Source organism: Curtobacterium sp. MCPF17_021 (genome assembly GCF_003234605.2).
Classification (GTDB): domain Bacteria; phylum Actinomycetota; class Actinomycetes; order Actinomycetales; family Microbacteriaceae; genus Curtobacterium; species Curtobacterium flaccumfaciens.
Genome location: NZ_CP126252.1, coordinates 1,104,872 through 1,130,650 on the forward strand (window position 1 = coordinate 1,104,872; position 25,779 = coordinate 1,130,650).

General features: G+C 71.7%; 25 protein-coding genes. 16 read left to right on the top strand and 9 right to left on the bottom strand.

Going from position 1 to position 25,779, the window contains the following annotated elements; translation table 11 throughout:
• Positions 1-83 precede the first annotated feature (83 nt).
• A complete protein-coding gene (locus DEJ29_RS05330) occupies positions 84-785 on the top strand; it encodes a DUF8185 domain-containing protein (RefSeq protein WP_071405518.1) in 702 nt (233 codons plus the stop codon).
• A 76-nt stretch (positions 786-861) separates the two neighbouring features.
• A complete protein-coding gene (locus tag DEJ29_RS05335; RefSeq protein WP_111095459.1) occupies positions 862-1,704 on the top strand; it encodes an NAD-dependent epimerase/dehydratase family protein in 843 nt (280 codons plus the stop codon).
• A 305-nt stretch (positions 1,705-2,009) separates the two neighbouring features.
• Here DEJ29_RS05335 and DEJ29_RS05340 read toward each other — a convergent pair whose 3' ends face one another.
• From DEJ29_RS05340 to pepN, 3 genes are all read right to left on the bottom strand, one after another.
• Positions 2,010-2,531 carry a globin gene (locus DEJ29_RS05340; RefSeq protein WP_284174118.1) on the bottom strand — a complete coding sequence of 174 codons (522 nt, stop codon included), beginning with the start codon at positions 2,529-2,531 and terminating at the stop codon, positions 2,010-2,012.
• On the bottom strand, positions 2,528-3,592 hold the full coding sequence (locus DEJ29_RS05345) for a mechanosensitive ion channel family protein (RefSeq protein WP_111095458.1): 1,065 nt from the start codon (positions 3,590-3,592) through the stop codon (positions 2,528-2,530). The genes DEJ29_RS05340 and DEJ29_RS05345 overlap by 4 nt, the downstream gene beginning before the upstream one ends.
• 75 nt (positions 3,593-3,667) lie before the next feature.
• Positions 3,668-6,247 (bottom strand): aminopeptidase N, encoded by a 2,580-nt coding sequence (pepN, locus tag DEJ29_RS05350; RefSeq protein WP_111024196.1) that lies wholly within the window; start codon positions 6,245-6,247, stop codon positions 3,668-3,670.
• A 213-nt stretch (positions 6,248-6,460) separates the two neighbouring features.
• Between pepN and DEJ29_RS05355 the strand changes: the two genes are divergently transcribed.
• Complete coding sequence (locus tag DEJ29_RS05355) at positions 6,461-7,021, top strand: mycothiol-dependent nitroreductase Rv2466c family protein (protein WP_244993485.1); 561 nt, start codon at positions 6,461-6,463, stop codon at positions 7,019-7,021.
• 121 nt (positions 7,022-7,142) lie between these two features.
• On the opposite strand, the gene DEJ29_RS05360 is transcribed toward DEJ29_RS05355, so the two are convergent.
• A complete protein-coding gene (locus tag DEJ29_RS05360; protein ID WP_111095457.1) occupies positions 7,143-7,661 on the bottom strand; it encodes a GNAT family N-acetyltransferase in 519 nt (172 codons plus the stop codon).
• On the opposite strand from DEJ29_RS05360, the gene DEJ29_RS05365 reads away from it, so the two are divergent.
• From DEJ29_RS05365 to DEJ29_RS05375, 3 genes are read left to right on the top strand one after another with little or no spacing between them, the layout of a single operon-like run.
• The gene (locus DEJ29_RS05365; protein ID WP_110864896.1) at positions 7,660-8,301 is read left to right on the top strand and encodes a helix-turn-helix domain-containing protein; all 642 of its coding nucleotides are present in this window, start codon (positions 7,660-7,662) and stop codon (positions 8,299-8,301) included. The genes DEJ29_RS05360 and DEJ29_RS05365 overlap by 2 nt on opposite strands.
• A 46-nt stretch (positions 8,302-8,347) precedes the next feature.
• Positions 8,348-8,836 carry a ribose-5-phosphate isomerase gene (locus tag DEJ29_RS05370; RefSeq protein ID WP_027464669.1) on the top strand — a complete coding sequence of 163 codons (489 nt, stop codon included), beginning with the start codon at positions 8,348-8,350 and terminating at the stop codon, positions 8,834-8,836.
• Positions 8,837-8,872: 36 nt separating this feature from the next.
• The gene (locus DEJ29_RS05375; RefSeq protein WP_071246661.1) at positions 8,873-9,802 is read left to right on the top strand and encodes an Fpg/Nei family DNA glycosylase; all 930 of its coding nucleotides are present in this window, start codon (positions 8,873-8,875) and stop codon (positions 9,800-9,802) included.
• Between the two features lie 41 nt (positions 9,803-9,843).
• Here DEJ29_RS05375 and DEJ29_RS05380 read toward each other — a convergent pair whose 3' ends face one another.
• Both DEJ29_RS05380 and DEJ29_RS05385 read right to left on the bottom strand, forming a co-directional pair.
• On the bottom strand, positions 9,844-11,316 hold the full coding sequence (locus tag DEJ29_RS05380; RefSeq protein WP_111095456.1) for an amidohydrolase: 1,473 nt from the start codon (positions 11,314-11,316) through the stop codon (positions 9,844-9,846).
• Positions 11,313-11,972 (bottom strand): FMN-binding negative transcriptional regulator, encoded by a 660-nt coding sequence (locus DEJ29_RS05385; protein ID WP_110864894.1) that lies wholly within the window; start codon positions 11,970-11,972, stop codon positions 11,313-11,315. The genes DEJ29_RS05380 and DEJ29_RS05385 overlap by 4 nt, the downstream gene beginning before the upstream one ends.
• A gap of 178 nt (positions 11,973-12,150) precedes the next feature.
• Here DEJ29_RS05385 and DEJ29_RS05390 point away from each other — a divergent pair, with 178 nt between their 5' ends.
• From DEJ29_RS05390 to DEJ29_RS05430, 9 genes are all read left to right on the top strand, one after another.
• Positions 12,151-13,737, top strand: a complete 1,587-nt coding sequence (locus DEJ29_RS05390; protein ID WP_258375985.1) for a peptide ABC transporter substrate-binding protein — start codon at positions 12,151-12,153, stop codon at positions 13,735-13,737.
• A gap of 8 nt (positions 13,738-13,745) precedes the next feature.
• Positions 13,746-15,140, top strand: coding sequence for a M14 family zinc carboxypeptidase (locus tag DEJ29_RS05395; protein WP_111095455.1), 1,395 nt, complete (start codon positions 13,746-13,748; stop codon positions 15,138-15,140).
• Positions 15,140-16,081 (top strand): ABC transporter permease, encoded by a 942-nt coding sequence (locus DEJ29_RS05400; RefSeq protein ID WP_027464675.1) that lies wholly within the window; start codon positions 15,140-15,142, stop codon positions 16,079-16,081. Before DEJ29_RS05395 ends, DEJ29_RS05400 begins: the two co-directional genes overlap by 1 nt.
• The gene (locus DEJ29_RS05405) at positions 16,078-16,968 is read left to right on the top strand and encodes an ABC transporter permease (RefSeq protein WP_110864890.1); all 891 of its coding nucleotides are present in this window, start codon (positions 16,078-16,080) and stop codon (positions 16,966-16,968) included. Before DEJ29_RS05400 ends, DEJ29_RS05405 begins: the two co-directional genes overlap by 4 nt.
• Before the next feature lie 70 nt (positions 16,969-17,038).
• Positions 17,039-18,448, top strand: a complete 1,410-nt coding sequence (locus DEJ29_RS05410) for a serine hydrolase (protein WP_258375984.1) — start codon at positions 17,039-17,041, stop codon at positions 18,446-18,448.
• Entirely contained in the window at positions 18,445-19,026 is a 582-nt protein-coding gene (locus tag DEJ29_RS05415) for a GbsR/MarR family transcriptional regulator (protein WP_110864889.1), read from the top strand. Before DEJ29_RS05410 ends, DEJ29_RS05415 begins: the two co-directional genes overlap by 4 nt.
• On the top strand, positions 19,023-20,684 hold the full coding sequence (locus DEJ29_RS05420; protein ID WP_111095454.1) for a dipeptide ABC transporter ATP-binding protein: 1,662 nt from the start codon (positions 19,023-19,025) through the stop codon (positions 20,682-20,684). The genes DEJ29_RS05415 and DEJ29_RS05420 overlap by 4 nt, the downstream gene beginning before the upstream one ends.
• A gap of 248 nt (positions 20,685-20,932) precedes the next feature.
• Entirely contained in the window at positions 20,933-21,262 is a 330-nt protein-coding gene (locus DEJ29_RS05425) for a hypothetical protein (RefSeq protein WP_111095453.1), read from the top strand.
• 102 nt (positions 21,263-21,364) lie between these two features.
• Entirely contained in the window at positions 21,365-21,517 is a 153-nt protein-coding gene (locus tag DEJ29_RS05430; RefSeq protein WP_181420993.1) for a hypothetical protein, read from the top strand.
• 16 nt (positions 21,518-21,533) lie between these two features.
• On the opposite strand, the gene DEJ29_RS05435 is transcribed toward DEJ29_RS05430, so the two are convergent.
• Genes DEJ29_RS05435 through DEJ29_RS05445 form a run of 3 tightly spaced genes read right to left on the bottom strand, consistent with a single transcriptional unit; the run spans position 21,534 to position 24,707 of the window.
• A complete protein-coding gene (locus DEJ29_RS05435) occupies positions 21,534-22,391 on the bottom strand; it encodes an EamA family transporter (RefSeq protein WP_111095452.1) in 858 nt (285 codons plus the stop codon).
• A gap of 30 nt (positions 22,392-22,421) precedes the next feature.
• The gene (locus DEJ29_RS05440) at positions 22,422-23,084 is read right to left on the bottom strand and encodes a response regulator transcription factor (protein ID WP_027464682.1); all 663 of its coding nucleotides are present in this window, start codon (positions 23,082-23,084) and stop codon (positions 22,422-22,424) included.
• Positions 23,085-23,123: 39 nt separating this feature from the next.
• A complete protein-coding gene (locus DEJ29_RS05445; RefSeq protein WP_111095451.1) occupies positions 23,124-24,707 on the bottom strand; it encodes a sensor histidine kinase in 1,584 nt (527 codons plus the stop codon).
• Positions 24,708-24,839: 132 nt separating this feature from the next.
• On the opposite strand from DEJ29_RS05445, the gene DEJ29_RS05450 reads away from it, so the two are divergent.
• Complete coding sequence (locus DEJ29_RS05450) at positions 24,840-25,670, top strand: helix-turn-helix domain-containing protein (protein ID WP_111095450.1); 831 nt, start codon at positions 24,840-24,842, stop codon at positions 25,668-25,670.
• Positions 25,671-25,779 lie beyond the last annotated feature (109 nt).

Genomic DNA, 25,779 nt, shown 5'->3' on the forward strand with positions numbered 1-25,779 from the left:
GTCTACGAACGGCTGCCCGCCGCCGTCGCAGGTCGTCGCGCTCAGGTGCCGCGGCGTCGACGGCCGGTAGGATCGGGGACGACATGGGCAACTCGTTCACGCTTCCCGACGCCGCCTCGCTCGGTGACCTCCGCACGTACCTCGGACGTGCCGCTCGGATCGAGGACGGCTCGGTCCGGCTCATCGCCGACTCCGGCGTCCTGGCCGTCTACACGGCGATCCTCTACCCGCTCGGGCTGCTCGACGAACTGCCGACGGTGCTCGGCCTCCGCACGTTCTCGCTCACCGAACCCGCGTCGATCGACACCGTGGTCCCGCTGCAGTCGCTCCTCGAGCGCCTCCGCCTGCTGGCCGAGGCGCAGGACGCCGAACACGCCGAGGGCGCCGACCCGACGCGGGCCACCCCGATCGAGGTCGAGCTGCCGCACGAGGTGCACACCGTGACGTGGGCGGCCATCTCCCCGCCCCGCGGTGGCTGGGTCCCGCTGCCGGACGTCTCACCGGAACTCCTCCGCCGCGCCACCCGCGACGGCATCGCCGAGGTCGCCGACGCCGTGCCGTCCAACGCCGGCGAGGCCATCGTCCGGCGGATCCGTGCCGAGGTCTGGGGCCGACCGGTTCCCGGCGTCGAGCACCTGCCCGCCGGTGCGGGCTTCGCGGGCGAGAGCCTCGGGTTCCTCGGGCACGACCCGGTCCGGCTGTTCGAGACGGGTCCGTGGAGCCGACTCACGACCTCGCGCGGCCACGTGCTCGTGAAGCGCCGCGCCTGGACCCTCAGCTCCTAGCGACGACGACAAGGACGACGGGGCACCGACCACCGCCGACCGCGACGCCGCCCGGCCGCCGTGGTTGGCTGGCCGCATGCACGTCTTCCTCACCGGTGCGTCCGGCTACATCGGCTCCTCCGTCCTCCGCTCCCTCGTGGCCCACGGCGACGAGGTCACCGCGCTCGTCCGGTCCGACGAGAAGGCCCAGCACGTCCGTGACGCCGGTGGCCGGGCCCTGGTCGGTGACGTCACCGACACCGACGTCGTCGAACGCCTGCTGCACGAGAGCGACGGCGTCGTCCACACGGCATCGGCGCCCGGCGTCGACCCGGACTTCATCCGCACCGCGATCGGTGCCCTGGCCGGCACGCCCAAGCCGTTCGTGCACACCGGCGGGATCTTCACCTTCGGTGACTCGATGGACATCTCCGAGCAGTCGCCGATCGACCCGCCGGCGTTGACCGCCTGGCGCGGACCGAACGAGGCCCTGCTGCGGGGGAGCGACGTGCGGAGCACCATCGTCGCCCCCGGCATCGTGTACGGGCGCGGCGCCGGCATCCCGGCGATGTTCGTCAGCGACGGCGAGCAGCCGGTGCGGCTGGTGGGCGACGGCTCGCAGCGCTGGACGACGGTGCACGTCGACGACCTCGGCGAGCTCTACGTCCTCGCGCTGCACCGCGGCGAGCCCGACGGGTACATCGTCGCCGCGACCGGCGACAACCCGACCGTCCGGCAGATCGCCGAGGCCGGGGCCCACGGTGCACCGGTCGTCGCCGAGAGCGTGGACGCGACCCGCGAACGGCTCGGGCGGGACTACGCCGACGCACTGCTGCTGCACCAGGAGGCGTCCGGCGCACACGCCCGGTCGGCCTTCGGCTGGCGGCCGTCGCGGCCGTCCCTGGTCGAGGACCTCGCCTCCGGCTCATACGTGCGCTGACCGCGCTGAGACGCGCTGCCCGAAGACGCCGGCGTCCCGCGAACACGCCGCCGGTCCCGCGAGACGCCGCCGAATTCGGAGGCGTGGAACGCACATGGCGGCGTCGGACGGACATGCCGGCGTTCCGCGGGCACGAGACGCGGGAACAGTCGGACGGGAGGCCCGTGGCGGCGCCGCCACGGGCCTCCCGTCCGCCGCTCGCGACGATCACTGCACGCCGGCGTCAGCGGAAGACGCCGCGGGAGCGTCGAGACGCCGCCGGATTCGGCGGCGTCTCGACGACACGACGGCGTGTGCCGCGCGGGTCAGTCGAAGGTGTTCGTCATCGCGTGGGCAGCGCGGTCGAGGTAGCCCCAGAGCTCGGATTCGTCGAGGGGCGCGAGCTCGAGTGACTCGACCGCCTCGTGCATGTGGTGGAGCCAGCGTTCCCGCGCCTCGGACGTGATGCGGAACGGGTTGTGCCGCATCCGCAGGCGGGGGTGGCCGCGCTGTTCGCTGTAGGTGCCGGGGCCGCCCCAGTACTGCTGCAGGAAGGCGGAGAGGCGCCAGATCGCACCCTCGAGGTCGTCGGCCGGGTACATCGGCCAGATGACCTCGTCCTGCTGCACGCCCTCGTAGAAGCGCCGGACGAGCCGGTCGAAGGTCGGAGCGCCGCCGATCCGCTCGTACAGCGACCCGGTGGCCGAGGCGCCGTGCTCCCCGACGCGCAGGGTGATCGGCTGCGCCGGGACGCCGACCGAGCCGGGCATGCCGGGGGCGCCGGGCATGCCGAGCGAGCCGCGTGCTGCGGGCCCGCCCGTGCCGCTCGGGGGTGTGGGGTCGGTCATCGGGCGTCCTTCCCGCTGTCGGGGTCGTCGGTGCGGATCGGCTGCCCGAGGATGTTGCGCTTGGTCCGCCGGGGCTTTGTGGGCGCCGGCGTCGGCTGGGTGCGGACGGTGCGCAGGCCGTTGATCGAGGTGGCGTTCTCCCAGCCCTCGGGCATGATCATCGCCATCGCGGGCAGGGTGATGCCGAGTTCGTCGACGGCGTGCTTCAGGCGGGTGCGGAGCTCCCGGCCGACGACGTCGAGTTCGGACGCGCGGGTCTTCACGACGAGGCGGAAGACCATGCCGGCGTCGGTGATCGACTGCAGGCCCCAGATCTCCGGCTTCTCGACGATCCGCTGCCGCCAGCGGGACTCCTGCGACATCGTGACGGCGGCCTTGAGCAGGGCGTCCTGCACGGCGTCGATGTCGGTGTCGTAGGGCACGGTGATGTCGACCAGCACGCGCGACCAGCCCTGCGACAGGTTGCCGACGCGCAGGATCTGGCCGTTCGGCACGAACCACAGGATGCCGTTCACGTCGCGGATCTGCATGACGCGCAGCCCGACGTTCTCGACGACGCCGGTGGCCTGCCCGGTGTCGACGACGTCTCCGACGCCGGCCTGGTCCTCGAGGATCATGAAGATGCCGGACAGCAGGTCCTTCACGATGGACTGGGCGCCGACGGCGAGGCCGGCTGCGACGAGGGACGCACCACCGACGATGCCGACCGCGGCGCCCTTCCACACAGCAGTGGCGATGATGACGAGTGCGATCGCGACCACGACGACGGTGGCGAGGTTCTCGAGGACGCTGCCGAGCGTCCGGGTGCGCTGGACGACCCGAGCGGTCTGCACGGGCGACGCGATGAGGGCCTGGGTGTCAGCGGCTCCCTGGCGCTTCTTGACGCCGTTCACGATCCGGTCGACGACCTGCTTGATCATCCGGCGCAGGATCAGCCGGAGGATGATCGCGGCGATGATCGTGATGACGATCGTGATCGGTGCCTGCCAGGTGTCGACGAAGTCCGTGAACGCGTTCGAGACCAGTTTGGACGTGTCTTCGGTCGTTGCAGCCAAGTTCATATCCGGTCGATGCTAAGCGGCGGGGCCTCGGCATCCCTGGAGGAACACCAAGACCCCGCCGGATCAGAGCAGGGGTCAGGCGTCGGCGGCCTGGACCCGGAGTGCGCGCTCGGTGCCCGCGAGGCTCTCGGACACGATGCGGCGCAGCGCCGGCGTCTCCGGGTGCTCCTCGAGCCACGCGGCGGCGGCGTCACGGAGCTCGGCCGACGCGAGCGGCGCCGGGTAGAGGCCCGAGACGATGGTGTCCGCCATGTGGTAGCTGCGCTCGGCCCAGATGCGCGTGAGCACCTCGAAGTACTTCGGCACGAGGCCCTCGAGCAGCACCGGGCTGTTCACGTGCTGGAACCCGACCGTGGTCTGGCGCACGATGGCGTTCGGCAGCTCGGACGAGTCGACCAGTGACGAGAACGCCGCCAGCTTGCCCTCGGCCGTGGGGATCGTCGCCCGGGCGCGGGCAGCAGCCTGCTCGCCTGACGCGGTCTTGTCCGCGGCGAGCTCGGCGTCGATCTCGGCGTTGTCCGCAGCACCCGCGAGCACGAGGCCCTCGAGCAGCTCCCAGCGCAGGTCGGTGTCGATCTCGAGGCCCTGCAGGGTGACCGATCCGTCGCGGAGGCCCTGCAGGGTCGCGACGTGCTCGGGCGTGGACGGGACCTGCGCGAAGAACTTCACGAACTGGAACTGCGCGTCCGAGCCGGCCTCAGCCGAGGACGCGAGCTGCCAGAGCGTGTCGCCGACGGTGCGGACCGTGGCCTCGACCGAGCCCGGTGCCACGTAGTTGCGTGCGGTGAGCAGCAGCTGCGAGAGCGTCGTGCGGATGGTCGTCGACTCGGTCTCGGTCGCGATGTTGCCCAGCACCAGGCGGACGTAGTCGCTGGCCGGGGACTCGGCGTCGCGCGTGGCGTCCCACACGGAACCCCAGACGATCGAGCGGGCGAGCGGGTTCGCGATCGACGCGAGGTGCTCGATCGCGGTGCGCCGGGAGTGCTCGTCGAGACGGATCTTGGCGTAGGCCAGGTCGTCGTCGTTCAGCAGCACGAGGTCGCCGCGCTGGACGCCGACGAGCTCGGGCACCTCGGTGCGGGCACCGTCGACGTCGATCTCGACGCGGTGGACCCGCTCGAGCTTGCCGCCGGCGGAGGCCGTGTCGGCGCCGAACGGCGCGGACTCGTCGTTCCGGAAGGCGTACACGCCGATCGCCAGACGGTGCGGGCGCAGCGTCGGGTAGTCGGCGGGGGCTTCCTGCAGGACGGTGAACGACGTGATGACGCCGGACTCGTCGGTCTCGATCTCGGGACGCAGGGTGTTCACGCCCGCGGTCTCGAGCCAGAGCTTCGACCACTCGGTCAGCTCACGGCCGCTCGTCGCCTCGAGCTCGACGAGCAGGTCGCGGAGCTCGGTGTTCGAGTGGTGGTGCTTCTTGAAGTACGCGGAGACACCGGCGAAGAACGCGTCGATGCCGACCCAGGCGACGAGCTGCTTGAGGACCGAGCCGCCCTTCGCGTAGGTGATGCCGTCGAAGTTGACCTGGACGTCCTCGAGGTCGTTGATCGTCGCGACGATCGGGTGCGTCGAGGGGAGCTGGTCCTGGCGGTAGGCCCAGGACTTCTCCATGGCCTGGAACGTGGTCCAGGCCTCGGTCCACTCGGTGGCCTCGGCCGTGGCGATCGTGGAGGCCCACTCGGCGAAGGACTCGTTGAGCCACAGGTCGTTCCACCACTTCATGGTGACCAGGTCGCCGAACCACATGTGGGCGAGCTCGTGCAGGATCGTGACGACCCGGCGCTCCTTGATGGCGTCGGTGACCTTCGACCGGAACACGTAGGTCTCGGTGAAGGTGACCGCGCCGGCGTTCTCCATCGCACCGGCGTTGAACTCCGGCACGAACAGCTGGTCGTACTTGTCGAAGGGGTAGGCGACGTCGAACTTCTCCTCGAAGTACGCGAAGCCCTTCTTCGTGATGTCGAACACGTACTCGGGGTCGAGGTACGAGGCGAGCGACTTGCGCGCGAACACACCGAGCGGGATCGTCCGGCCGTCGCGGCTGGTCAGCTCGTCGCGCACGACCTCGTACGGGCCGGCGACGAGCGCGGTGATGTAGCTCGAGATGCGCGCGGTGGGCGGGAAGGCCCAGGTCGCGACGTCGCCGTCGACGTGCGGCTCCGGCGTGGGGGAGTTCGAGACGACCTGCCACCGCGACGGCGCCGTCACGGTGAAGGAGAACTCGGCCTTCAGGTCGGGCTGCTCGAACACCGCGAACATGCGGCGGGAGTCGGGGACCTCGAACTGGGAGTACAGGTACACCTCGTCGTCCACCGGGTCGACGAAGCGGTGCAGGCCTTCACCGGTGTTCGTGTACAGCGCGTCGCTGACGACCACGAGCTCGTTCTGCTCCTGCAGGTCGTCGAGCTGGATGCGCACGCCGTCGTTCACCGCGGCGACGTCGAGCGCCGTGCCGTTCAGCGTGATCGAGTGCACGGTCTTCGTGATGGCGTCGATGAAGGTCGATGCGCCGGCGGTGGCGGTGAAGCGCACCCGCGTGGTGCTGCCGAAGCTGTCGGCGCCGCGGGTCAGGTCGAGCTCGACGTCGTACGTCTGCACGGCGACGACGGCCGCGCGCTCCTGGGCTTCGATTCGGGTGAGGTTCTCTCCGGGCACGCAACGCTCCATCTTCGCTGGGGACGCGGACGATCGGTGTCCGCGTACGGGGCCCCGGACGGCGTCGTGCGCCGGCGGGACGATGGGTTCCAGCCTAGCGACGCCGCGTACGCTCGGATCGTGACCGAGACGACTGTGGACAACCCGACCGACCCCACCACCGCGCGCACCGCCGTGGAGTTCTGGTTCGACCCGAACTGCCCCTGGGCCTGGATGACGAGCCGCTGGGTGGGTGAGGTCGCCGAGCACCGCGACCTCGACGTGACCTGGAACGTGATGAGCCTGTTCGTCCTCAACGAGGACCAGGACGTGCCGGAGAGCTACAAGGAGCGCCTGCACGCCGGCCAGGTCTACCCGCGCATCGTGACGGCGGCGAGGCTCCGGCTCGGGCAGGACGTCGTCAAGCCGCTCTACGACGCCCTCGGCGAGCACATCCACCACCGCCAGGAGTCCGACCCGGAGCAGGTCGTCCCCGCCGTGCTCGCCGAGCTCGGCCTCGACGCCGACCTGCTCGAGTACGCCTGGACGGACGAGGTCGACGCCGCCGTGCGCGCCAGCCACCAGGACGGCATCGACCGCGTCGGACAGGACGTCGGCACGCCGGTCATCGCCGTCGAGGGCACCGCGTTCTTCGGACCGGTCATCTCCCCGGCGCCCAAGGGCCAGGAGGCGCTCGACCTGTGGGACGGCGTCGTCGCCGTCGCGAAGTACCCCGGGTTCTTCGAGCTCAAGCGCTCGCGCACGGTCGGCCCGATCTTCGACACCACCGACTGACGCTCCGGAACCAGGTTCCGGACACAGCACCGCGGGATCGCGTGGTTCCGTGTCCGGAACCAGGTTCCGTTCGTCGACGGGCGGCCGGGAGGCCCGTGGTGCGCCCGCCCCGCCCGTCCCGTCAGACGAGCGGCAGGCGCATGAGCGTCAGGTCGAGCCAGCGGTCGAACTTGCGTCCGACCTCGGGCACGACCGCGACCGTGGTGAACCCCAGGCGTTCGTGCAGGGCGATCGACCCCGTGTTGGTGCTGCAGATCCCGGCCATCATGACGTGCCGGCCCTCGGCGGTGGCCCGCGCGACCAGCTCGGCCATCAGGGTCGTCGCGATGCCCCGGCCGCGGAACGCCTCGACCACGTAGACGCTGTGCTCGACGGTGTGCCGGTACCCGTCCGGCTGCCGCCACTGCGAGTACGTGGCGTACCCGGCCACGACGCCGTCGACCTCGGCCACGACCACCGGGTACCCGCCGCCCTGCCGCTCGGCGAGCCACCCGTCGAAGTACGCACGCGGGTGCGGGGTGTCCTGCCAGATGGCGGTGGAGTGCAGCACCGCATCGACGTGCAGGGCGTGCACGACGTCGAGGTCGGTCGGGGAGCAGTCGCGGATCACGACCCCGTTCGTCGCATATGCTGTCGTCATGTCTCACATCGTAGACGACGCATACGCCGATCCCGCAACCGGCGCCGACGACACCTCGGTCGCCGAGCAGCGGGCGCTCGGTGAACGCCTCCAGCGACTCCGCACCGAGCGGAAGTGGAGCCTCACCGAGCTCGCCGAGGAGTCCGGCGTCTCCCGCGCGATGATCAACCGGGTCGAACGCGGGGTCTCCAGCCCCACCGCGACGATCCTCGGTCGCTTGTCGGGTGCCTTCGGTCTGACGATCTCGCAGCTCCTCGACGATGCCCTGGAGCACGAGGTGCCCAGGGTGACGGACCCCGACGAGGCGCGCGGGGTCCAGCGCGGCGCGACCGCCGATTCCTGGACCGATCCCGACACCGGGTACCGCCGCCGTCCGGTCTCGAGCGCGGCGTTCCCCGCTGACGTCACCGAGGTGCGCCTCCCGGCCGGCCGCGAGGTGGCCTACCCGGCGTCCGCCTACGCGTTCCTGCGGCACTGCATCTGGGTCGTCGACGGCGTGCTCGAGGTCGTCGTCGGCGGCGAGCCGACGCGCCTGGCGGCGGGGGACCGGATCGAGCTCGGCGACCCCGCCGACGTCGTCTACCGCAACCCGGGCGAGGACCCCACCCGGTACCTCGTGGTGGTGGTCCGCGCGCCGTAGTCCGTGGTGGTCCGGGCCCCGGAGCCGCAGGAATATGATCGGTTCCATGCGCATCCACCTCGGAACGGACCACGCCGGCCTCGAGTTCAACAAGACCCTCGCAACCCACCTGACCGAAGCCGGGCACGAGGTGGTGGACCACGGTCCGACCGAGTACGACGCGCTCGACGACTACCCCTCGTTCTGCATCAACGCCGCGCACGCCGTGGTGCAGGACCAGCGCGCCGGCGTCCAGGCCCTCGGTGTCGTCTTCGGCGGTTCCGGCAACGGTGAGCAGATCGCCGCCAACAAGGTCGAGGGCATCCGCGCCGCGCTCGTCTGGAACGAGTCGACCGCCCTGCTCGCCCGGCAGCACAACGACGCCAACGTCATCTCCATCGGTGCCCGCCAGCACACCGAGGACGAAGCGATCCGGTTCGTCGACCTGTTCATCGCCGAGCCGTTCTCCGGCGAGGAGCGCCACGCCCGCCGCATCGCCCAGCTCGCCGAGTACGAGACCACCGGGCTGATCGCCGGCCGCCAGATCGACGCGTAGTCCGGCCCGTCAGGGGTACCGGGTAGAACGGTAGTCATGCCCGAGGGTCACTCCGTCCACCGCATCGCCAACCAGTTCACCCGGCACTTCGTCGGCAAGCGCTGCGAGGTGTCGAGCCCCCAGGGGCGCTTCGCCGCCGGGGCCGCGCAGCTCGACGGCAAGCGCATGATCGCAGCGCGTGCGGTGGCGAAGCAGATGTTCCTGGAGTTCGAGGGCGATCTGTTCCTCCGCGTCCACCTCGGGCTGTACGGGGCGTGGGACTTCGCGGGCGTGATCTCCACCGCCGAGGCGTTGTCCGACGACGACGACCGCGAAGAGTCGCTCAGCTCGATCGGCGCACCGCGGCTCGCCCGCTACCGGATGGCCGAGCAGGAGAAGGCGGAGGACCCGATCGAGTCCTTCCCGCCGGACCCCGTCGGCCAGGTCCGGGTGCGGATCCTCACCGAGGACACCGTCGCCGACCTGCGTGGCCCGACCGCGTGCGTCGTGGAGACCCCGGCCGAGGTGCAGCGCGCGCTCGACAAGCTCGGCCCCGACCCGATGAACGACGACGGGCCCGAGGCGGAGAAGACCTTCGTCGACAACGTCCGCCGTCGGAACGTCGCGATCGGGCAGCTGCTCATGGACCAGTCCGTCGTGGCCGGCATCGGCAACATCTACCGCGCCGAGCTGCTGTTCCGGCAGCGCATCGACCCGTACAAGCCCGGCAAGAAGATCACCGTCAAGCAGGCCAAGGCGCTCTGGGCCGACTGGTCGAAGCTGTTGCACGACGGCGTCCGCGACGGCCTGATGATGACGATGGACGACCTGTCCGAGGCCGACCACAAGAAGGCCCTGCGCTCCCGCAAGGACCGCCATTGGGTCTACCACCGCCAGGGCGAGCCGTGCCGGGTGTGCGGCACCGAGATCCGGATGGCCGACATGGCCGGTCGGAAGCTCTACTGGTGCCCGAAGGACCAGAAGTAGCTCACGGGGCACAGGCGCACCCGCCCGCTCACACCTCCCGGTCACAGCTCCCGGTACGTGAACCGCCCGGCGACGGCCGTCCCGAGCACCCGCATGCCACGCAGTGCGGCGGACGAGGACGTGGCCAGCGGGTCGGTCTCGACGAGCACCAGGTCCGCCACGTCGCCGACGGACACCCCGACGCGCCCGTCGGTCGACCCCTGCCACGCGACGAGTGCCGAGAGCCGTTCGGCGGGGTGCCACGGGTCCCGCCCGTCGCGGTCCCGCCCGACGGCCGCCGCCATCGACACCCACGGGTCGAGCGGCGCCACCGGCGCGTCCGACCCGAGCAGCAGGTGCGCGCCGGCCCGGGCGAGCGAGGCGAAGGCGAACGCCCGGTCGGTGTGCCCGGCCCAGTGCCGGTCGGCGATGTCCCGGTCGTCCATGGCGTGTTCGGGCTGCACGGACGCGGCGACTCCCAGCCGGGCGAACCGGTCGACGTCGGTGTCGACGAGCAACTGCGCGTGCTCGATCGTGCCGCGGGCCCCGACGGACTCGAAGACGTCGAGCGCCAGGGTGTTCGCACGGTCGCCGATCGCGTGGATCGCGGGGACGAGTCCGGCGTCGACGGCACGGCGGGTGATGGCGACGAGCTCCTCGAACGGCCAGGCGAGCACACCGGAGCCGTCGGTCATGGCGGCGGTCCGGGTGCCGAGCGACCCGTCCGTGACCACCTTGAACGGCCCCATCGTGAGCAGGCCCCGTGTGCCGTCGACCACGTCGCCGGTGCGCAGTCCCCGGGCGATGGCCTCGTCGAGCTCGGCCGGGTACACCCCGGACGCGACCCGGATCGCGTCGGTGCCTGCGTGGATCCGGCGGCGCCAGCGGTCGAGCCCGAAGCGCATCTCGAGGTCGACCACGCCCGTCACCCCGCGGGCTGCCGCAGCCTCGGCAGCGTCCGCCACGTAGGCGTCGAGCAGGTCGTCCGGCACCTGCGACAGCGCTCCGGTCACGTCGAACGCGTCCTGCTCGCGCAGGACCCCGTCCTCACCCGCCTCGAGCGGGCGGCCGACAGCAGCCGAGAAGTGCGCGAGCGCGAGGGCGTTGCACCACACCGCGTGCAGGTCCGCGCTGATCACGACGACCGGGAGGCCCGGTGCGGCCTGGTCGAGCAGCTCGCGTCGCGCAGGGCGCGGCCACATCCCGTCGCGGTAGCCGTGTCCGACCAGGACGCGGTCCGTCACGCCCGCCCGCGCGACGGCGGCGAGCAGGTCGGCGGTCGCCTCGGCGGAGTCGCAGCCGGTGACGTCGACGCGGCGGCGGACGAGCGCCCACTGGTCGAAGTGCGTGTGGTGGTCGCGGAGCCCCGGGCCGAGCCAGGCGCCGGCGGCCTCCACCACGTCGGTGTCGACGCTCGTGGGGTCGAGGGTGCCGGTCGGCGCGATCTCGGTGACGCGACCATCGACGACGCGGACGTCGGCAGGGGCCCCGGAGGTGCCCACCCGCCGGACGGTGCGGAGCAGGATGTCCGTCACGACGCCTCCAGGCCGTTCGCCGGGGACGGGACGGGCCGGACCCGCTCGACCTCGTCGGCGAGCGCCGGCGACGCGTAGGGACCGTCGCCCCGCAGCCCGGCGACGATGCGGTCGATCACCTCGGGAGCCTTGTTCTGCGACAGCTTGGCGCGCGCGTCGAACCGGGTGACGCGGATCCGGATGCCGACGGTGCCCTTGGCCATCCGGCGAGCGGTCTCCTCGTCGATCTGCAACGACACGGGCGAGGGCATGACCCGCTCGAAGTGGTCGACGAGTTCGCCGAGCACCCGGAAGTTCTCGTCGTCGGACAGGATCTCGGGGGTGCCCCAGACGTGGGCGGTGACGTGGTTCCAGGTGGGCACGAACTGCTCCGGCGGGTACCAGGCGGGGGAGACGTAGCCGTGCGGACCCTGGAACACGACGAGGACCTCGTGCCGTCCGAGTTCGTGGGCGACCTCGTCGGGGCGGCCGACGTGGGACACCAGCACGAGGGCGTCCGGGTCGTCGTCGGGGCCGGGGGTCTCGAGCAGCACCGGGTAGTGCGACGCCACCAGCCCGGCCGCGGTGTGCGACACGATCGTCGCCCACGGGTTCCCGGTGATGAGGCGTCGGACCTCGTCGACGTCGGTCATCAGGAAGTGCGGTGTGTGGCGCATGTTCCGAGCGTGGCACAACGGGCCCGGTCGCGCGACGGGTGTCGTTTCGTCAGTGTTTCTGCGCGGTAAAACTCTCAGAGCGCATTGAAAGAAGTCTTGTGGTCGGATTCGAACCGTCCTAGCTTTCCCACCACGACGACCGGGCAGGGATCCGGCCGCACCCGATCGAGGAGAGATCATGCGACGCAGGACGATCGCCGCGCTGGCCGCGGCGGCAACCTTGGCACTGGTGGCGACCGGCTGTTCGGCGGGCGGCGCGGCTGACGACGACGCTCCCTCGAGCCTGGTCTACGCGACCGGCGAGCCCGATCACCTGACCCCGGGCCGGCAGACCGTGGCCTTCGACCAGGTGATGAGCGTGTTCGCGCCGCTCACCCAGACCGACGCCGACGGTGACCTGCGGTACGTCGCGGCGAAGAGCGTCGAGAGCGACGACGCCACCACGTGGACGATCACGCTGCGGGACGGCTGGACGTTCCAGAACGGCGAGGCCGTCACACCGGAGAGCTACGTGAAGGCCTGGAACCACGTCGCCTACGGCCCGAACGCGTGGGAGAACAGCGGTCAGCTCGCCGGGATCGTCGGGTACACCGACCTCAACCCGGCGAAGGGCACGCCGAAGACCAAGGAGATGTCGGGGCTGAAGGTCACCGGCAAGGACACCTTCACGGTCACGCTCACCCACGCGGACAGCCAGTTCCCCCTGCAGCTCAGCCAGGCCCAGACGGCGTTCTACCCGATGCCCGAGGCCGCGTACGACGACCTGAAGGCGTACGACAAGAAGCCGATCGGCAACGGCCCGTACGAGATGACGAAGGCGTGGAAGGCGGACCAGGAGTTCACCGTCACGGCCTGGAAGGACTACGAGGGCACGAAGCCCGCCACCGACGAGGTGACCTTCCGCAGCTACTCCGACATGAACACCGCGTACACCGACGTCCTGGCCGGCAACGCCGACGTGCTGTTCCTGCCGACCGACAAGATGACGAGCGCGAAGGCCGACTTCGGCGACCGCCTGCACTCCTTCGACGCCCCCGGCATCGACTACCTCGGGTTCCCGCTGTGGGACGACCGGTACTCCGACCCCGACGTGCGCCGCGCGATCTCGATGTCGATCGACCGTGACGAGGTCAACGACGCGATCTACGGCGGCCTGTACGACCCGGCCACCGCGCTGACCCCACCGTCGATGTCCGGCACCGAAGAGGGCATCTGCGGCGACGCCTGCGAGTTCGACCCGGCAGCGGCGAAGAAGCTCCTCGCCAGCGCCGGCGGCTTCGACGGCACCATGACGCTCGTCTACCCGGGCGGCACCGGCCTCGACTCCCTGTACGAGGCGTACGCCAACCAGATCCGGCAGAACCTGGGCGTCGACGCCGAGGCGAAGGCCACCACCGACTGGGCGTCCTACTACTCGGAGCTCACCGACAAGACCGTCGCCGGCCCGCACTTCGGCCACTGGGGCGCGCTGTACATCAGCCAGCAGAACACGCTCCGTGCGCTGTTCACCACGGCCGGCGGCTGCTCCCCGTGCACCGGCTACTACCAGTCCGACGACGTCGACTCGCTGCTCGAGAAGGCCGACTCCGCCGGGTCGCAGGACGAGGCGAACGGGTACTACACGAAGACGCAGCAGGCCGTCCTGCAGGACTTCCCGATCGTCCCCACCTTCTTCGACAAGTACTCGTACGTCACGAGCGACAAGATCGCGAAGCTGCCGGCGGTGGCGGGCAGCCCCGTGATCGCGCAGATCGCCGTGAAGTAGGGCGGGGCATGGAGCAGCACACCGTCCTCGACCTGGTCCGCGACGTCCCCGACCGCGACGGCTTCCCGCTCGTCGACGACCTGCACGCCCGGTTCGCCGCGCTCGCCGCGGCGCACCCCGACCGGGTCACGGTCACCCGGATCGGCACGAGCCGCCTCGGCGAACCCCTGCACAGCTACCGCATCGGCACCGGGTCGCACGCGGCCGTCGTGGTCGGCGGGGTGCACCCGAACGAGCCGATCGGTTCGTGGACGGCACTGCACCTCGCCGAGACGGCCCTCGGTGACGAGCGGGTGCAGGCGCTCGACGTCACCTGGCACATCGTCCCGACGATCGACCCGGACGGCATGCGGCTCAACGAGGCGTGGTTCCACGACCCGCACGACCGCGTGTTCTACTCGCGGCACTTCTACCGGCCCGCTCCGGACAGCCAGGTCGAGTGGACGTTCCCGAACAGCTACAAGTCGGTGTACTTCGACCAGGTGCTGCCCGAGACGCTCGCGTTCATGCGGCTCATCGACGACACCGAGCCGGACCTGCTCGTGAGCCTGCACAACGGTGAGATGGGCGGGGTCTACTACTACCTGTCCGAGGACCTGCCCGACGTCGTCGAGACCCTGCACGCGGTGCCGGCCGCACTCGGGCTGCCGCTCGACACCGGGGAGCCGGAGTCCCCGTACCTGCGGGAGCTCGCCCCGGCCGTGTTCGCGATGGACGGCATCGAGACGGCGTACGCCTACCTCGAGGAACTCGGCGTCGACCCCGGCGAGCACATCCACGGCGGATCGAGCGCGGCGTGGGCGATGCGGCACGGCGCCCTCTGCATGGTGGCCGAGCTGCCGTACTGGAGCCACCCCGACGCCGACGACCAGACCCCGACCGGCGAGCCGTACGCCGACCTGCTGCGCCGGTGCGCGGACGAGCTGGGCGCCTCGGGTGCGGAGCTGCAGGCGTTCCTCGACGAGGCATCGCCGATGCTCACGATCCCGTCCCCGTTCGTCGAGGCCTCCCGGGCGTTCGTGCCGATGCTCGTCGGGATGGCGGACACCGACCGCCGCCGTGCCGAACGGGAACCGGCCGACCGGACGGCCACCGTCGCGGAGCGCTTCGGCTGCGAGGACCTCGTCCGCTGCTTCCGCCTGCGCTACGGCGGCATGCTCCTGCGCGCCGTCGAGGCGGAGACGACCGCCGGCACGGCGTCCGCGCCGCTCCGGCGGCTCCGCGACCGCCTGGCGGAGCGCTACGCGCGCTGGCAGGCGGACGCGTCGACGGGTGCGCAGCCGATCCCGGTGGGGAAGCTCGTGGGCGTGCAGTACGGGGCGATCCTCGCCTGCGCGGCGCACGTGGCGGACCCGACCCGCGCCTCCCGTCCGGTGTCGGCGGCCGTGTCGGGAGGCGCGTGATGCGTCCGACGCTCGCCGTCGGTCGCCGACTCGGCGGCCTGGTCATCGTGTTCCTCGGGGTGACCTTCCTCATCTACGCGATGACGTTCGCGCTGCCCGGCGACCCCATCAAGGCGCTCGGCGGTGAGCGCCCCCTCACCGACTCGGTCGTGCGGGCGCTGCGGGCGGAGTACCACCTGGACCAGCCGCTGTGGCTGCAGTACGTGCAGTACCTGGGCGGCCTGTTCCGGGGTGACTTCGGCACCGACTTCAACGGGCAGTCCGTCGGCGAGCAGATGGCCTCACGGTGGCCGGTGACGATCACGCTGGCGCTGAGCGCGTGGGCGCTCGAGATCGTCCTCGGCATCGGGCTCGGCGTGGTCTCGGCGCTCAGGCGCGGCACCGTGCTCGACAAGACCGTGCTCGTCGGCACCATCGTCGTCGGCGCGGTCCCCGTGTTCGTGCTCGGCGTGGCCCTGCAGCTGGTGTTCTCGGTGCGGCTGCACTGGTTCCCGGTGGCGGGCGTCACCGCCGGGTGGCCGACCGCGTACGTCCTGCCGGCGTTCGTGATCGCCCTGTTCGGCCTGGCCGCGGTGTCCCGGCTCACCCGGACGTCGATGATCGAGACGCTCGACGCCGACTACGTCCGGACGGCCCGCGCCAAGGGGCTCGCGCCGGGCCGGATCGTCGGCGTGCACGTGCTGCGGAACTCGCTCATCCCGACCGCCACCTACCTGGCGACCGACCTCGGGTACCTGATGGGCGGCACCGTCATCATCGAGGGCATCTTCAACCTGCCGGGCGTCGGGAACCTGCTGTTCCAGGGCATCCGCTCGCACGAGGGTGCCGTCGTCGTCGGCATCTCGACCGCCCTCATCCTGGTGTTCCTCGTCACGAGCGTGCTCGTCGACCTGCTGCACGCCGCCCTCGACCCGCGCGTCCGGACAGGAGCCTCCCGATGACCACCGAAGCCCTCGGCGCCACCGTCGACCCCGTCGTCGGGGTCCGGCGTCGGCCACTGCTCGCCGCCGCACGGACGCCGGGGTTCTGGGTGCCCGCGTCGGTGCTCGTGGTGGTCCTGCTCATCGCGGCGTTCCCGCAGCTGTTCGCCGGGCTGTTCGGCCACGGCGACCCCCGGGTGTGCGACCTCGGCCGGAGCGGGGCGTCAGCGACCGCCGGGCACCCGTTCGGCTTCGACCTGCAGGGCTGCGACGTGTACGCGAACGTCATCTGGGGCACCCGGTCGTCGATCGCCGTCGCGGTGCTCACGACCCTGCTCGCCGGCATGGTCGCGGTCGTCGTCGGGACCGTCGCGGGCATGGTCGGCGGATGGGTGGACGCCGTCCTCGCCCGGCTCACCGACGTGTTCCTCGGGTTCCCGTTCCTGCTCGGCGCCGTCGTCGTGCTGAACAGCGTGGGGGAGCGGTCGGTGCTCACCGTGTCGCTCGTGCTCGCCCTGTTCGGGTGGCCGACGATGGCCCGGCTCGTGCGGTCGAGCGTCCGCAGCGTCCGGGGCGCCGAGTTCGTGCTCGCCGCCCGGACGATGGGGTTGTCGACGTGGCGGATCACCACCCGGTACGTGTTGCCGTCGTCGATCTCGCCGCTGCTCGTGCTCGCCACCATCACCGTCGGTGGGGTCATCGTGTCCGAGTCGTCGCTGACCTACCTCGGCATCGGGCTGGAGCGTCCGGCGATCTCGTGGGGGCTGCAGCTGTCCGCGGCGACGTCGCAGTTCCTCCGGGCCCCGCACATGCTCATCGCGCCGGCGGCGTTCCTCGCCGTGACCGTGCTCGCCGTCATCGCGCTCGGCGACACGCTGCGCGCCGCACTCGACCCGCGTCGGCGCTGACGTGCGTCGCGGCGGGCACCGTCGCGACCGACGCGCCAGACTCGAACCACCGCCCTTCGAAAGGACCACCGTGACCGACACCCTCTCCGCGTACCGGAAGACCCTGCCCTACATCCGCGAGTGGGTGTCGTACAAGGTGTGGCAGTTGCGGGTGCCCGGCGTGCAGGTCGCCGTCGGCTTCGGCGGCGAGGTCCTGTTCGACGAGGCCTGGGGCTACGCCGACGTCGAGGCCGGGCGCCGCCTGACCACCTCCGACCTGTTCCGCATCGCCTCGCACTCGAAGACCTTCACCGCGACGGCCCTGCTGCAGCTCGCCGAGCGCGGGTCGCTCCGGCTCGACGACACCGTCGGCACGTACGTCCCGGCCCTGGTCGACGGCGGCTCGCCGCTCGCCGACGCCACCCTGCGCGAGCTCATGGAGATGGGCGCCGGCGTCATCCGCGACGGACACGACGGCGACTACTGGTCCCTGCTCCGCCCGTTCCCCGACGAGCAGGAACTCCTGGCGCTCGTGCTCGACCGGGGCCAGAAGGTGCCGACCGGCTCGTCGTTCAACTACTCGAACCTCGGCTACTCCCTGCTCGGCCTGGTCATCGCCGCGGTGTCCGGGCAGTCGTACAACGACTTCGTGCGCGAGTCGATCACCGAACCCCTGGGCCTGCGGAACACCGGCCCCGACTGGGACCCCGCACGCGCCGACGACTTCGTGGTCGGGTACACCGGCTTCCACACCGCCCGGCACCGGCAGCGCATCGACCACGTCGACACCCGCGCGATGGCCGCCGCCACCGGGTTCCACGGCACCGCGTCCGATCTGGTCCGCTACTTCTCGCAGCACGTGATCGGGCAGGGCACCCTGCTCGACGACCACTCCAAGCGCCTCGCGCAGCGGAAGGCCTGGAGCGCCACCGACGACCCCGCGGCCCGCGGCTACGGTGCCGGGTTCATCGTCGACCGGATCGACGGACGCGAGATCCGCGGCCACTCGGGTGGGTTCCCCGGCCACATCACCCAGTCGATGTTCGACCCGGCGTCCGGGCTCGTCGTGTCCGTGCTCACGAGTGCCGCCGCCGGACCCGCCACGCTCATCGCCACCGCGGTCATCGCCATGCTCGACGCCGCGGCCGACGCCGACGCCCCGGGGACCCCGGTACCCGACGACGTCGACACCGCCACGTTCACCGGACGCTTCGCCAACCCGTGGGGCGTCACCGACGTCGCCCGGATCGGTGACCGGCTCGTCGAGGTCGACCCGTCCGGCGCCGAGCCGATGGACACCCCCACCCGACTCGAGGTCGTCGACGCCGACACGCTGCGGATGACCCACGGCAACCGCTTCGGCTCGGTCGACGAGGACATCACCTACACCCGCGACGAGGACGGCACCGTGCGGGCGATCCGTGGCGGCGGTGGCATGTCGCAGGAGCCGTGGTCGATCCCGGACGAGCGACCCGAGGTGGCCGCCGGGCTGGCCTCGTGACGGACGACAGGGGCGCCGACGGCACCGACGGCGCCGGCACCGACGCCGACGACGACCGGCTGCTCGGACCGGAGCGCCAGGCGTTCGTCGAGGAGTTCGCCCTGATGCTCAACGACGGCGCGGGCATGCCCCTCACCGACGCCCGGGTGCTCGGCTACCTGATGATGACCCGCGCACCGCACTCGTCGTCGTCCGACCTGCAGGCAGCGCTCGGTGCCAGCTCGGGGTCGGTGTCGATGGCCACCCGACGGCTCGTCGACTCCGGGTTCGTGAAGCGCCACATCGTCCCCGGCGAGCGCAGTCACTACTTCCGGGCCGAGGCCGACGTCTGGGGCTCCTGGCTCGCCAGCGAACGGAAGTACCTCGACCGGCAGCGCGACATCATCGGCCGCGGGCTCGCCGTCGTCGAGGGTGCCGGCCGCACCGGCACGGGCGACGTGGACGCCGAGGTCCGCGAGCGTCTGCTCAACGGCCGCGACTACATGCAGTGGCTGCAGGGCTACCACCGCAAGATGCTCGAGGAGTGGGAGGCCTTCAAGGCCGCCCGCGACGACACCGACCCCCCGGAGACCCCATGAGCGGCACCACCGACGTCCTGACCGTCGAGCACCTCACCGTCACCTTCGACGTGGACGGCGAGGTGGTCCGCGCCGTCGACGACGCCTCGTTCACCGTGGCCCGGGGCGAGGTCGTCGCGGTCGTGGGGGAGTCCGGCTCCGGCAAGAGCATGACCGCGATGACCGCGATGGGCATCGCCCCCGACGGTGCGGGCGCCTCGGGGAGCATCCGGCTCGGCGACCTCGAGGTCATCGGCACCGACGAGCGCACCCTCCGGTCGGTCCGGGGCCGCAGCGTGTCGATGATCTTCCAGGACCCGTCCGCGGCGCTGAACCCGGTGTTCACCATCGGGTTCCAGCTCGCCGAGGCCGTCCGACGCACCGACGGCCAGCACGACCGCGCCGCCGTCCGGGAGCGCTCGCTCGAGCTGCTCCGCGCCGTGGAGGTCCCCGAACCCGAACGCCGCCTGGGCCAGTACCCGCACGAACTCTCCGGCGGGCAGGCCCAGCGCGTGATGATCGCGATGGCGCTCGCCGCCGACCCGGACCTGCTCATCGCGGACGAGCCGACGACCGCCCTCGACGTCACCGTGCAGGCCGAGGTGCTCGACGTCCTCCGCGCGCTGCGCGAGCGCACCGGCACCGCGATCCTGCTCATCACCCACGACATGGGCGTCGTCGCGGACCTCGCCGACCGCGTGGTCGTGATGCGCCGAGGCCGCGTCGTCGAGACCGGAACCGCCGAGGCGGTCTTCGCCGCACCGTCCGCCGACTACACGCGCGAACTCCTCGCTGCGGTCCCGCGCATGGGCACCGGGTCCGGCCTGGAGGCCCGGCTCGGCTCCGCCACGGAGCCCCCGGCCGCCGTCCTGGACGTCCGGCACCTCGTGGTCGAGTACGGCGGCGCCCTGCGCGGGCGCTTCCGTGCCGTCGACGACGTGTCGTTCACCGTCGGCCGTGGCGAGATCGTCGGCCTGGTGGGGGAGTCCGGCAGTGGCAAGACCACCATCGGCCGGGCCGCGGTGGGCCTCGCGCCGATCACCTCGGGCTCGGTGGTCGTCGACGGCACCGACGTCGCCGGCGCACGACGAGCCGCCCGCCGGCAGATGCGCCAGCACGTCGGCGTGGTGTTCCAGAACCCGCTCCGGTCGCTCAACCCCCGGTACACCGTCGGGCAGACCGTCGCCGAGCCGCTCCGCCAGATCCTCCGGCTGCCGGCGGTGCAGGTCGAGGAGCGTGTCGAACGGCTCCTCGCCGACGTCGGTCTCGACGGCGGGTACGCCGAGCGCTACCCGCACGAACTCTCCGGCGGCCAACGGCAACGCGTCGCGATCGCCCGCGCGGTGGCGCTCGACCCCGCGCTCCTGATCGCCGACGAGCCGACCAGCGCGCTCGACGTGTCGGTGCAGGCCCGTGTGCTCGACGTGTTCCGCGAGCTGCAGGAGCGCCTCGGGTTCGCGTGCCTGTTCGTCACGCACGACCTGGCCGTCGTCGACACCCTGTGCGACCGGGTCGTCGTCCTGCACGGGGGCCGGGTCGCCGAACAGGGGACGCGCGACGCCATCCTGCGCTCGCCCCGGGACCCGTACACGCGACGGCTCATCCAGGCAGCCCCGGTGCCGGACCCCGGGGAGCAGGCACGCCGACGCTCCGAGCGTCTGGCGGCCCGCGCGGGCTGAGCCGGAGCCGGAGTGTGCGTCGACTCCCGCTGCTCTGCCCGGCGAGGGACGGACGTTCGTGTCCGCGCGATGACGGTTCCGGTTCGCGCCGCCCGGGGATCGTGAACCAGAACCGTCAACGAGGTGGGAACGCGTTCCCATCCGCCCCGGCTCGCCGCTCGCCGACGACACGCCCGTCCGACGCCAGGTCGTCGTCCAGACGGCGCGGTCGACTTGACTGTCGTTCGAACACACGTTCGAATACCGTCGTGGGACGGCGTCGCGAGAACCGGTGGCAGCCCCCGGAACACCCGGAGGTCGAGCGTCCGCGCGCGTACTCGCTGTCCGAGGACGCCCGAGGCGATGACGTCTGTCACGCGGTCACCCCGAAGCCGGTCTGGGCCTGGATCCAGTTCCCGACCTTCCACGTCCGGGTGAAGGCCTTCGCGAAGAGCTGGACCCGCGACGCCGTACTGGTGGAGTGGGCGCAGTTCGGGCAGCAGGCCGAGGCGTGGGTGTGGCGCTCGGCGGTGAAGCACCGCACGCTCCGGGCCGACCGGGACCGCGTGAACCGGAGTCCGCAGGACGCACTGCGTTGACTTCCGCCGCCACCCCGAGGATGGTTTAGCGAACACCGGTTCAGCAAGTAACTCACTGATCGAGGCATTCGGTCCGAGGGCTGTTCCGCAGAAGGAGGCACCATGAAGAACACAGCGGTGCCGTCCTGGGTCGCCCACGTGCTCACCCCGCCAGAGGTCATCAGCGCCTACGTCGAGCGCCGGATCAACGATCCGGCCCTCCTGTCGGGTGAGCAGTCGGAACCCACGTACGCAGACTTCCTGCGCGACGAGTAGACGGCCTCCTCTTCGTTCACCCCGTGCTTCCGCCGCGTCGGCGACGGGCCGAGAGCGTCACGCCGACGCTCGCGGCGGTGACGCACGCCAGGGCGACCGTCTCGAGCACCGAGAGCCCCTCGGCCAGCACGACGAGGCCGGCCAGGGCAGCGATCGCCGGGCCGAGGCTCTGCAGCACGCCGAACACGCGTGTCGGCATCCGGCGGAGCGCGAGCATCTCGAGGGCGTACGGCAGCACGCTGGACAGCACGGCGACGGCGCCGAAGACGAGCAGGAGCGTCGGTTCGCGCAGGACGCCGTCCACCGCGGACCGGAGCCCGAACGGCAACGACACGAGCATCGCGACCACCATCGACACGACGAGCCCGTCGACGCCGGGGATCGCGGCGCCGACGTGCCGGTTCATCACGATGTAGCCCGCCCAGCACGCGGCGGCGAGGACCGCCCAGACGACCCCGCCCACCTCGGTCACCGCGGTCGGGCCGACGCCGAGCAGCACGACCCCCGCGAGCGCCAGCACGGCCCACAGGGCATCGCGCCAGCGCCGGGTGTGCACGAGCGACAGGGCGAGCGGCCCGAGGAACTCGATCGTCACGGCGACACCGATCGGGATGCTCGCGAACGATAGGTAGATGAAGACGTTCATGCCGCCGAGCGCCAGGCCGAGGCCGACCGCACCGAGCCACTGCGCCCGCGTCCAGTGCCGGACGCGGGGACGGACCACCAGGGCGAGCACGACGGCACCGATGACGAGCCGGAGCGTGGCGGCCCCGACCGCGCCGACGTCGTCGAAGTGGGTCTTCGCGATCGCGGCGCCGAGCTGGACGGACACCATCGCGGTGAGGGCCAGCAGGGGTGCGGGGACCCGGTTCATCCTCGGGCTCGGCTCATCCTCGGGCTCGGCTCATCCGAGGTAGGCGAGGACGGCGAGGACGCGGCGGTGGTCCTCTCCGGTGTCCTCGAGGGCGAGCTTGCCGAAGATGCTCGACACGTGCTTCTCGACGGCTCCGGTGCCGATCACCAGGGCGCGGGCGATCGCGGCGTTCGTGCGGCCCTCGGCCATCAGCCCGAGCACGTCACGCTCGCGCGGGGTCAGGGCTGCGAGCGGGTCGCGGCGGCGGCTCATCAGCTGCGTGACGACCTCGGGGTCGAGCACGGTGCCCCCGGCGGCGATGCGGCGGACGGCGTCGTCGATCTCCTCGAGCCGGGTGACGCGGTCCTTGAGCAGGTAGCCGATGCCGGTCGCGCCGGCCGCGAGGACGTCCTCGGCGTAGGTGGCCTCGACGTACTGGGAGAGCAGGAGCACACCCGTCCGTGGAGCGATCCGGCGGGTCTCGACGGCGGCGCGGACACCCTCGTCGGTGAAGGTCGGCGGCATCCGCACGTCCATCACCACGACGTCGGGTGCACCCTCGGGCAGCGTCGCCAGGAAGGCCCGGGCGTCGGAGTACTGCCCGATGACGTCGATGCCGGCCTCGTCGAGCACGCGGGCCAGGCCCTCGCGCAGCAGGACGGCGTCGTCGACGACGACGGCCCGGATGCGTGCTGCATCCGGGCCGTCTGTCATGCCGACCAGCCTAGTGGGAGCGCGGACGCCCCCGTGGGGTCACGGCCGCTGGTTCGCCGCCGTCGGGACGCCGTTCAGGGCACCGAGGGGGATCCGGGCGGTGGCCTCGGTCGGGCCGCCCTCGGGGCTCGAGACGACCAGGTCGCCGTCGAGGGCCCGCATGCGGCCGATCAGGCCCTCGATCCCGTGGCCCTGCTGCGGTCGGGCACCGCCCCGGCCGTCGTCGGTGACGCTGACGGTCAGGTACCAGAGGCCCGAGGCGTCGACGACCAGCCCGAGGTACACCCCGGCGGTGGTGGCGCCGGCGTGCTTCATGGTGTTCGTCAGCAGCTCGCTCACCGTGAAGTACACGTTGCGCTGGATCTCCGTGGCGAGCTCCAGGCCCTCGGGCAGCCGGACGTCCAGGCCCACCGGGATCGGGGTGCGGGCGACCAGTGCCTCGAGCGCCGCGACGAGTCCGCGGTCGAGCAGGATCGGCGGGGCGAAGCCGCGTGACAGGGCGCGCAGTTCGTCGAGGGCGTCCTGGGCGTGCTCGGACGCCTCACCGATGAGCTGCTTGGCCTTCTCGGGGTCCTTCTCGAAGGCGCGCTCGGCGGCGGACAGGTCCATGCGGAGTCGCACCAGCCGCTGCTGCGGGCCGTCGTGCAGGTCGCGCTCGATCTGGCGCAGTGCCTGGCCCTCGGCGGTGACGGCACCGGCGCGGGAGGCCTGCAGGCCGGCGACGCGCTGCTCGAGCTGCTCGGCCCGGAAGCCGCCCAGCAGGCCGAAGTCGACCCAGTAGTGCGCCAGGACGGACCCGCGGGCCCAGAGCGGGAAGAGCACGACCGAGGCGGCCATCGACAGCAGCCCGAGGGCACCGAACCCGACGACGGCCGTCGTGTCCCAGCCGAAGTACTGCGCGCTCAGGCCGTTGGCGAACGCCACCACCGCGAGCCCGACGGGCCAGAGGAAGCCGGCGAACAGCAGGGCTCCGGCACCCACGGTGAAGAGCGCGACGAGCGGGTACACGACCGCGGCGTGCAGCAGGTAGAGCCAGTAGTGCGGGTTGGCGACGGCCGACCCCGTGCGGGTCCACCAGTTCTGCTGCCACCTGGGAGTCCAGTCCACCGGGCGGATCGGCCTCGGGTCGGCCCAGCTCATGCGGAGCTTCTCGAACTGTCCGAGCCACCGCGCCACGAACAGCGCGATGAAGAACATGAGCAGGACGAAGGGGTTGAACAGGTCCCGGAACCCGCCACCGAAGATCGCCGTCGGGAACGCGAAGTACAGCGTGCAGAGCAGCACGGCGGTCAGCGCCATGTACCCGAAGTCCCGCGGCAGGCGCTTCCAGGCGTCGCGGTAGAACTGTCCGGCGGTCATGCCGGAACCACGACCGGAACCACCGACCGGCGCCGACCCGACCGGACCGGACCCGACGCGCGGGGTGGCGCTCCACGAAGCCGGCGGCGACTGCCGGGCGTCCTGGGCGTCCTGGTGGTGCTGGCGCGGGTACTGGGGCATCGGCTTGGTGACTCCAGGGGGCACGGAGTCGCCCAGTGGGACGGTCTGAGCCTGGTCGGGCGAAGGCGTGACGTCGTCCAGCGGGACGGTTCGCGCCTGGTCGAGGCGGTCGGTGTCGGTCATGCATCCAGCTTCGTGATCGCGGAGCCGTTCCCCCATCCTGCCCTCTCCCCACCCCGGGTGGGGTTATCCCCCCTCTTCCACAGGCCGCCCGATCCACGCCCGCGCGTCCTGCCGGTGGACCACGCTCGTCGGATGGGTGACGCGCTCCGAGCACTGATCGACGCCGTCGGGCTCCAGGTCGGGCCGGGCACCGAGGTCCTGTCCGACGACGAGACGTGGACGCTCGACGTCGAAACGACGGGCACCCACGTCTGGGTGGCGACGCGGTCCCGCCCCGTGTGGCTCCGCCGCGGCGACGACATCGCGATCGTCGACGCCGGCACCGCCGCACTCGTCGAAGGGCACACGGCGATCTCGATCAGCACGGGCCCGGGACGCTCCGGCCCGCCCCGAATCGCGGAGACGTACGCGTTCCCGCACGAGGCACTCTTCGCGCTCACCGGTGTCCTCGTCGGTGCCGCAACGCTCGGCCCGCTCGCCGACGAGGTCCTCGCACTCCCGCCCATCGCGAGCACCGGCCCACCCGGTGCGCCCTCGCCGGACGTCGGCCTCGCGCTGCGCCACGTCGGGCACCTCGACGGCGGGAGGTGGCACGGCGCGCAGCAGCAGGCCCTCGCCCGGCTCGTCGTCACGACGGTGCTCCGCGACAACCCGCCCCCGATGCTCGGCGACAAAGGTCTCGCGCGGGTCCTCGACCGCCTGTTCGATCCGGCCGGTCCGTCGTCTCCGCAGGCCCTCCTCGTCGGTGTCCGAATGTCGGAGCGCACCCTCGAGCGCCGGTGCGCCGCAGCGACGGGATGCTCGCCCGCGCAGCTCGGCCGCTGGTACCGCAGTCTCGCCGTCCGGAGCGCACTCACCCGTGGAGACCGCCCGTCCGACGTCGCGACCCGCTTCGGCTTCAGCACGACGTCGTCCATGCGGCGAGCCCTCGAGCGGGTCCGACCCCCGACGAACCGCCGGTGACCGTCGACCGCGGGGAAGGAGGTTCCGATCCGCATCGATGACGGTTCTGGTTCACGATCCTCGGGTTTCGTGAACCAGAACCGTCACGGCGCGGAGAAGACCACGTCGT

Coding starts and splice junctions, on each gene's coding strand:
- DEJ29_RS05330 (WP_071405518.1), top strand. CDS start 84: ATGGGCAACTCGTTCACGCTTCCCGACGCCGCCTCGCTCGGTGACCTC.
- DEJ29_RS05335 (WP_111095459.1), top strand. CDS start 862: ATGCACGTCTTCCTCACCGGTGCGTCCGGCTACATCGGCTCCTCCGTC.
- DEJ29_RS05340 (WP_284174118.1), bottom strand. CDS start 2,531: ATGACCGACCCCACACCCCCGAGCGGCACGGGCGGGCCCGCAGCACGC.
- DEJ29_RS05345 (WP_111095458.1), bottom strand. CDS start 3,592: ATGAACTTGGCTGCAACGACCGAAGACACGTCCAAACTGGTCTCGAAC.
- DEJ29_RS05355 (WP_244993485.1), top strand. CDS start 6,461: ATGACGAGCCGCTGGGTGGGTGAGGTCGCCGAGCACCGCGACCTCGAC.
- DEJ29_RS05365 (WP_110864896.1), top strand. CDS start 7,660: ATGTCTCACATCGTAGACGACGCATACGCCGATCCCGCAACCGGCGCC.
- DEJ29_RS05360 (WP_111095457.1), bottom strand. CDS start 7,661: ATGACGACAGCATATGCGACGAACGGGGTCGTGATCCGCGACTGCTCC.
- DEJ29_RS05370 (WP_027464669.1), top strand. CDS start 8,348: ATGCGCATCCACCTCGGAACGGACCACGCCGGCCTCGAGTTCAACAAG.
- DEJ29_RS05375 (WP_071246661.1), top strand. CDS start 8,873: ATGCCCGAGGGTCACTCCGTCCACCGCATCGCCAACCAGTTCACCCGG.
- DEJ29_RS05385 (WP_110864894.1), bottom strand. CDS start 11,972: ATGCGCCACACACCGCACTTCCTGATGACCGACGTCGACGAGGTCCGA.
- DEJ29_RS05390 (WP_258375985.1), top strand. CDS start 12,151: ATGCGACGCAGGACGATCGCCGCGCTGGCCGCGGCGGCAACCTTGGCA.
- DEJ29_RS05395 (WP_111095455.1), top strand. CDS start 13,746: ATGGAGCAGCACACCGTCCTCGACCTGGTCCGCGACGTCCCCGACCGC.
- DEJ29_RS05400 (WP_027464675.1), top strand. CDS start 15,140: ATGCGTCCGACGCTCGCCGTCGGTCGCCGACTCGGCGGCCTGGTCATC.
- DEJ29_RS05405 (WP_110864890.1), top strand. CDS start 16,078: ATGACCACCGAAGCCCTCGGCGCCACCGTCGACCCCGTCGTCGGGGTC.
- DEJ29_RS05420 (WP_111095454.1), top strand. CDS start 19,023: ATGAGCGGCACCACCGACGTCCTGACCGTCGAGCACCTCACCGTCACC.
- DEJ29_RS05430 (WP_181420993.1), top strand. CDS start 21,365: ATGAAGAACACAGCGGTGCCGTCCTGGGTCGCCCACGTGCTCACCCCG.
- DEJ29_RS05435 (WP_111095452.1), bottom strand. CDS start 22,391: ATGAACCGGGTCCCCGCACCCCTGCTGGCCCTCACCGCGATGGTGTCC.
- DEJ29_RS05440 (WP_027464682.1), bottom strand. CDS start 23,084: ATGACAGACGGCCCGGATGCAGCACGCATCCGGGCCGTCGTCGTCGAC.
- DEJ29_RS05445 (WP_111095451.1), bottom strand. CDS start 24,707: ATGACCGACACCGACCGCCTCGACCAGGCGCGAACCGTCCCGCTGGAC.
- DEJ29_RS05450 (WP_111095450.1), top strand. CDS start 24,840: ATGGGTGACGCGCTCCGAGCACTGATCGACGCCGTCGGGCTCCAGGTC.